General features: G+C 67.5%; 7 protein-coding genes. 1 reads left to right on the forward strand and 6 read right to left on the reverse strand.

Annotated elements, in window-relative coordinates; translation table 11 throughout:
- The 6 genes from JYJ84_RS25355 to paaA all read right to left on the reverse strand — a co-directional run.
- On the reverse strand, positions 1-705 hold a 705-nt coding region (locus JYJ84_RS25355; protein WP_205189586.1), incomplete at its 3' end, for a DUF1835 domain-containing protein.
- A gap of 128 nt (positions 706-833) precedes the next feature.
- Positions 834-1,922, reverse strand: coding sequence for a 1,2-phenylacetyl-CoA epoxidase subunit PaaE (gene paaE / locus JYJ84_RS25360; RefSeq protein WP_175223501.1), 1,089 nt, complete (start codon positions 1,920-1,922; stop codon positions 834-836).
- 5 nt (positions 1,923-1,927) lie between these two features.
- Complete coding sequence (gene paaD, locus JYJ84_RS25365; protein WP_175223500.1) at positions 1,928-2,491, reverse strand: 1,2-phenylacetyl-CoA epoxidase subunit PaaD; 564 nt, start codon at positions 2,489-2,491, stop codon at positions 1,928-1,930.
- Positions 2,492-2,517: 26 nt separating this feature from the next.
- Entirely contained in the window at positions 2,518-3,321 is an 804-nt protein-coding gene (paaC, locus tag JYJ84_RS25370; RefSeq protein WP_175223499.1) for a 1,2-phenylacetyl-CoA epoxidase subunit PaaC, read from the reverse strand.
- A 10-nt stretch (positions 3,322-3,331) separates the two neighbouring features.
- Positions 3,332-3,616, reverse strand: coding sequence for a 1,2-phenylacetyl-CoA epoxidase subunit PaaB (gene paaB, locus JYJ84_RS25375; protein ID WP_122944189.1), 285 nt, complete (start codon positions 3,614-3,616; stop codon positions 3,332-3,334).
- A 40-nt stretch (positions 3,617-3,656) separates the two neighbouring features.
- Positions 3,657-4,655, reverse strand: coding sequence for a 1,2-phenylacetyl-CoA epoxidase subunit PaaA (gene paaA / locus JYJ84_RS25380; RefSeq protein WP_175223498.1), 999 nt, complete (start codon positions 4,653-4,655; stop codon positions 3,657-3,659).
- Between the two features lie 199 nt (positions 4,656-4,854).
- Between paaA and JYJ84_RS25385 the strand changes: the two genes are divergently transcribed.
- Positions 4,855-6,126: an SGNH/GDSL hydrolase family protein gene (locus JYJ84_RS25385; RefSeq protein ID WP_175223497.1), complete on the forward strand. Its 1,272-nt coding sequence runs from the start codon at positions 4,855-4,857 to the stop codon at positions 6,124-6,126.
- Positions 6,127-6,409 lie beyond the last annotated feature (283 nt).

Here is a 6,409-nt window from a genome sequence, read left to right on the forward strand (position 1 = left end):
GATCGAGTCGCTGACGAACAGCCCGCCGCGGTCGGCGTCGGCCATGATGCTGCCGACGAGGCGCCCCGCGGGCAGCCAGTCGGCTTCCGCGCGCGCGACGATCAGCGCGTCGAGATCCGCGTAGTGGCCGCTCTTGATCGTGTTGCTGACCCAGTAGCGCAGCTCGGCGTTCAGGTGCTTCGCCTCCTGCCATTCGAGCGCGAGGCGGCCGATGCGCAGCACCGAGATCGGCGCGGCTACCGGCCGCTTGCGCGCCAGCTCCGCGGCCGAGAACATCCCGGTCGCGCATGCCTGGTCGGTGCGTGACAGCGACGCGCGCTGCGCGGTGTCGAGATCGGCGGCCGACAGCCGTACTTCGTTCAGGCGTTGCGGGACGTTGCGCAGGTGATAGGCGACGCGGCGCAGCAGCAGCTTGTCGCCGACGCTCGGCGCGTGCCACACCACCACCTGGCCGGTATCGGCCGCGAGCTGGTCGAGGCGCGCGAACTCGCCTTCGATCTCTGCGTTCCAGTCGGGAATCTGGTCGCCGAGCACGCGCTGCCAGAAGGCGGCGCGCGTGTCGGGCGTCTCGTCGGCGCCCTTGAGCGGCCCGACGCCGAGATCGTCGAGCAATCCGACGACGAGCTCGTCGCGTCCGGCTTGCGCGAGTGCCTCGCGCAGCGACGCGGCGGCGGTGCCGCCCTGAATCACATGAATGGTACTCATCGGCCTGTCGTCAACAAAAGAAAACCGCCGGCCGGGCGGACGTTGCGATGTCCAGCCGGCCGGCGGCCCCTAGTGTAAGCGAGATGTGTGACGGCGAGAAACCGTCCGGCGCCGCGACGCGACGTCGCTCAACGCTCGTCGTAGCTCACGACGACCTTGTCGCTGATCGGGTGGCACTGGCACGTGAGCACGAAGCCGTCCTTCACTTCATGCTCCTCGAGCGTGTAGTTCTTCTCCATCCGCACTTCACCTTCCAGCACCTTCGCGCGGCACGTGCAGCACACGCCGCCCTTGCACGCATACGGCAGCGCAAGGCCCGCGCGCAGGCCGACATCGAGCAGGCTCACGCCTTCGTACGGCAGGCGCAGCTTGCGCTTCTTGCCGTCGAGCACGATTTCCAGCTCGGCGGCCGGCGTCTGCTCGGTGATTTCGACGACCGGCGCGCCGGCCTGCGGCAGCGGCGTGCCGAAGCGCTCGACGTGCACCTTCGCCTGCGGTACGCCGGCCGCCTTCAGCGCGGCTTCGGCCGCATCCATCATCGGCGCGGGGCCGCAGATGAACGCTTCGTCGATTGCGTCGGCCGGCGTCAGCGTGCCGAGGAATTCCGCGCATTTCGCCTGGTCGAGCACGCCATTGAACAGCTCGACGTCCTGCTGGTCGTCCGACAGCACGTGATAGAGGACGAAGCGGTTCATGTAGCGGTTCTTCAGGTCCTCGAGCTCCTCCGCGAACATGATCGCGTCGACGCTGCGGTTGCCGTAGATCAGCGTGAACGTGCTGCGTGGTTCGAGTTCGAGCGTCGTCTTCACGATCGCGAGCACCGGCGTGATCCCGGAGCCGCCGGAAAACGCGACGTACTGCTTGCCGTGGTCGGCATTCAGGTGCGTGAAGAACCGGCCGTCCGGCGTCATTACGTCGATCGTGTGGCCGGGCTTGAGCGTGTCGAACGCGAAGTTCGAGAAGCGGCCGCCGCGCACGCGCTTGATGCCGATGCGCAGTTCGCCGTCACGGTCGTAGTCCGTCGTGCCGACGCAGATCGAATACGAGCGGCGCGTTTCCTCGCCGTCGATGTGGGTCTTCAGCGTGACGAACTGGCCCTGCGTGAAGCGGTACGCGTCGCGCAGCTCGGGCGGCACGTCGAACGAGACGGTCACGGCGTCGGCGGTTTCGGGCCTTACGTCGCGGATACGCAGCGGATGAAATTGCGGGGTCGCCATATCGATTAATAAGGTTTGAAGTAGTCGAAGGGTTCGCGGCAGTCGACGCAGCGATACAGCGCCTTGCAGGCCGTGGACGCGAATTGCGCGAGACGTTCGGTACGGGCGGAGCCGCAGCGCGGGCACGCGGGCGCCGCGACGGGCCGCGGCACGAAACGCACGACGTTCTCCCGCGGCGCGGCGGTGCCGCACTGGCCGACCGGCGGCGCGATGCCGTACGCGCGCAGCTTGTCGCGCGCTTCCTGCGTGATCCAGTCGGTCGTCCACGCGGGCGCGAGCACCGTCTCGATCCGGTGCGGCGGGAGGTCGGCGGCCTGCAGTGCGGCGGCGATGTCCTTCGCGATCTGCGACATGGCCGGGCAGCCCGAGTAGGTCGGCGTGATCACGACTTCGAGCTGGCCGTCGTCCGCGCGGCGGACGTCGCGCAGGATGCCGAGCTCGCGGATCGACACGACCGGGATCTCGGGGTCGGGCACGGCTTCGAGCACGTCCCATGCACGGGCGAGCAGCGGATCGGCGTGGCGCGCGGCAGGTACGGCGTTGGCGGGGGCGGCGGTCTGGACGGACATCGTCGGGCTCCGTTGGGGGCGGCGGGTTACCAGCTCGCGCCGGGATGTTGGCGCGCGAGGCTCTGCATTTCAGCGAGCAGGTAGCCCATGTGTTCCGAGTGCTCGCCCTGCTTGCCGGTCGTCACATGCTGCACGGGTGCCGGCAGCGTGAGCGTCGCTTCCGCGAGCGCGTCGTCGACGTCCGCGCGCCATGCCGCTTCGAGCGTGGCCAGCGCGGGGGCGATGTCCGCAGCGGCGACCGCGTCGTCGATCGCATCGGCGACGAAGCATTCGCGCGTGTACGGCGTCAGGTAGTCGAGCGCGTCCTGCGCACGACGGTGCGATTCGTCGGTGCCGTCACCGAGGCGAACCAGCCACTCGCGTGCGTGCTGCACGTGATAGCGGGTTTCCTTCACCGATTTCGCGGCGATCGCGGCGAGCTGCGTGTCGGCCGACGTTTCCAGTGCGCTCCACACGTGCAGCATCAGCGCCGAGTACAGGAAGTTGCGCACGATCGTGACCGCGTAGTCCTTGTCGGCGTGCGCGGTACCGGCGATCGGGCCGTAGTGCGGCAGCTCGGCGAGGGTGAAGTTCGCGAACTCGCGCTCGGTGCGGAAGTACGCATAGTCGTCCTCGGTCTTCGTCGCGCCGGTAAGCTGGCGCTCGAGTTCGGCCGCGTGCGTATACAGCATGCGCGCCTGGCCGATGAGGTCGAGGCTCATGTTGGTGAGCGCGATGTCTTCCTCGAGGATCGGGCCGTGGCCGCACCATTCGGCGTTGCGCTGACCGAGGATCAGCGTGTTGTCCGCGAGGCGCAGCACGTAGGAGAGGTGTTCGGGCGTGATCGTCATGGCGCGGGCGTTACATGTGGTTGACTTCGTCGGGCAGCGTGTAGAACGTCGGGTGACGGTAGATCTTGTCGCCCGCCGGCTCGAACAGCTCGGCCTTCTCGTTCGGATCCGACGCGATGATCGCCGACGACGGCACCACCCAGATGCTCACGCCTTCCTGGCGGCGCGTGTAGACGTCGCGCGCCATGCGCAGCGCCATCGACGCATCGGCGGCGTGCAGGCTGCCGCAATGTTTGTGGTCGAGCCCCTGCTTGCTGCGCACGAACACTTCCCAGATCGGCCATTCCTTGTTCATCACTTTCTCCTGAATCCTGAATTCGATGGTGTGCCGCCGCTCAGGCGGCGTGCTGTTCGGCGCGCGCGCGGCGCTTTGCTTCGTGGGCGAGTGCGGCTTCGCGCACCCATGCGCCGTCGTCGTGCGCTTTCACGCGGGTCGCGAGGCGTTCCTTGTTGCACGGGCCGTCGCCGTTGACCACGCGCCAGAATTCGTCCCAGTCGATCGTGCCGTAGTCGTGATGGCCGCGCGCCTCGTTCCACTTCAGGTCGGGGTCGGGCAGCGTCACGCCGAGCACCTTCGCCTGGTCGACCGTCGCGTCGACGAACTTCTGCCGCAGGTCGTCGTTCGTGATCCGCTTGATGCCCCATTTCGCGGACTGATTGCTGTGGACCGAATCGGCGTCGCTCGGGCCGAACATCATCAGCACCGGCCACCACCAGCGGTTCACCGCCTGCTGGACCATCGCGCGTTGCGCGTCGGTGCCCTTCATCATCGACAGCAATGCGTCGAAGCCCTGGCGCTGGTGGAACGATTCTTCCTTGCACACGCGGATCATGGCGCGCGCGTACGGGCCGTACGTGCAACGGCACAGCGGGATCTGGTTCATGATCGCGGCGCCGTCGACGAGCCAGCCGATCACGCCGACGTCGGCCCAGGTCGGCGTCGGGTAGTTGAAGATGCTCGAGTATTTCGCCTTGCCGGCGTGCAGCGCGTCGACCAGCGAATCGCGCGATACGCCGAGCGTTTCGGCCGCGCTATAAAGATAGAGGCCGTGGCCGGCTTCGTCCTGGACCTTCGCGAGCAGGATCGCCTTGCGCTTCAGGCTCGGCGCACGCGAGATCCAGTTGCCTTCCGGCAGCATGCCGACGACTTCCGAATGCGCGTGCTGAGAGATCTGGCGAACCAGCGTCTTGCGATAGGCCTCTGGCATCCAGTCCTGCGGCTCGATCTTGCCGTCGGCGGCCATGACCGCATCGAACCGCGCCTGCTCGGGCGACTCGGCTGCGGCGTCGAGCGGCGCGACGTTGCCGGGGATGTCGAGGGATTGCGTGTACATGGCGAGGCTCTCGTCCGGTTGAATGTGTGCGAAGTATAAACCAACCGACCGGTCGGTTAATAAATTTCTTGCGGATTTGCGGCGAGACTCGGGTAAACGAGGGACGTCGGGGCGCGATCGGGTGGCGTGATGGTGGTCTGGTGCGTGGGGTTCGCGTCTTCTGCGGCACAATGCCCGCTTTCCGACGAGGATTTTGCCGATGTCATTCCGAAGCAGTATCGCCGCGGCCGTGCTGGGCGCGGCCGTCTTTGTCTCGCCGCTCGTGGCGTCGGCCTCGGCCGCGCCGGCCGGATGGGTTGCCGCATGGGCGACGGCACTGCAGCCGATTCCCGACCTTGCCGCACCGCCGCCGCTTTATCGCGCGCCCGACGTGGCGGGGCGAGCTGTGCGCCAGATCGTCTACCCGACGGTGTCGGGCCGCGCCGCACGGATCCGCGTCAGCAATGCATACGGTCGTGCGCCGCTGGTCGTCGAGGCGGCGAGCCTCGCGCGCGCCGGTGAAGGGGCGGCACTCGGCGGCGGTGCGGCCGTGCCGGTCCGGTTCGGCGGCAAGGCGTCGGTGACGCTTGCGCCGGGCCAGGAACTCGAAAGCGATCCGGTGGCGATAGACGTGGCGGCCGGGCGGCCGTATGCGATCAGCCTCCAGATGGGGCCGAACCAGCGGATGACGGTCTGGCACCGCGTGTCGAACCAGTTCAATTACGTGTCTGCACCGGGCGATCACGTGAGTGATCCGGGCGCCGCCGCGTTCCGCACCCGCTTTACCCAATATGCGTGGGTGACCGAGTTCGCAGTCGAGACCGGTGCCGCGCGCGCCAGCGTAGCCGCGATCGGCGATTCGATCACCGATGGGCTGCGCTCGAGCGTGAACCGCAATCGCCGTTGGCCGGACGCGCTTGCGCATCGGCTGACCGCCTCCGGCGTGGAGTCGATCGGCGTCGCGAATCTTGGTATCAGCGGGAACCGGCTGCTCAGCGACTCGGCGTGCTACGGCACGTCGCTGGCGTCGCGTTTCGAGCGCGATGCACTTTCACGGGCAGGTGTGAAGGCGGCGATCGTGCTGATCGGGATCAACGACATCAACTTTGCGGCGATGCCGCCGCGCGCGGGGCTCGATTGCGACCACCCGCATACGCAGGTCACGGCCGCGTCGCTGATCGAAGGCTACCGCCGGCTGATCGACGCGGCGCACCGTCAGGGCGTGAAGGTCTTCATCGCGACGCTCACGCCGGCCGGGCTGCCGGCGGGGCGGGAGGCAATCCGGCTCGAGGTGAACCGGTGGATCCGGAGTGGTAGCGGGTTCGATGGCGTGGTCGACTTCGACGCGGTGCTGCGCGATCCGGCGCGCCCGAGCGTGCTGCAGCGTCGCTACGATAGCGGCGACGGTATCCATCCGAGCGACGCGGGCTACACGGCGATGGCCGACGCGGTACCGGTCGAGCAACTGCAGGCTGCGGTGGGTGGCAAGTGACGCACCTCTATATATAGAGGGAAGTGTTGCTGGCGACCTGGAGAGCAGCGACGCCACTCGGCCCATCGAGCCCCGAGCCCCCGTGCGCGGCAGCGCACGGGGGCTTTTTCAAAATATTTTCACAAAGGGGCTTGCGTAGTTGGGGGCGGGTGCTTAGAATCACGCCTCTTTCGCGCTAACGGAAACGCAGCGCGGAAGAGGGAAGCAAGGGTTGGTGGTGCGCAGCAGTCTGGCGCGCTTAGCTGGCCTGGAAGTTGAACCCCGCAGTCGCAACGATGTAGTT

The organism is Burkholderia sp. LMG 13014, assembly GCF_905232215.1.
In the GTDB taxonomy this organism is placed as follows: domain Bacteria; phylum Pseudomonadota; class Gammaproteobacteria; order Burkholderiales; family Burkholderiaceae; genus Burkholderia.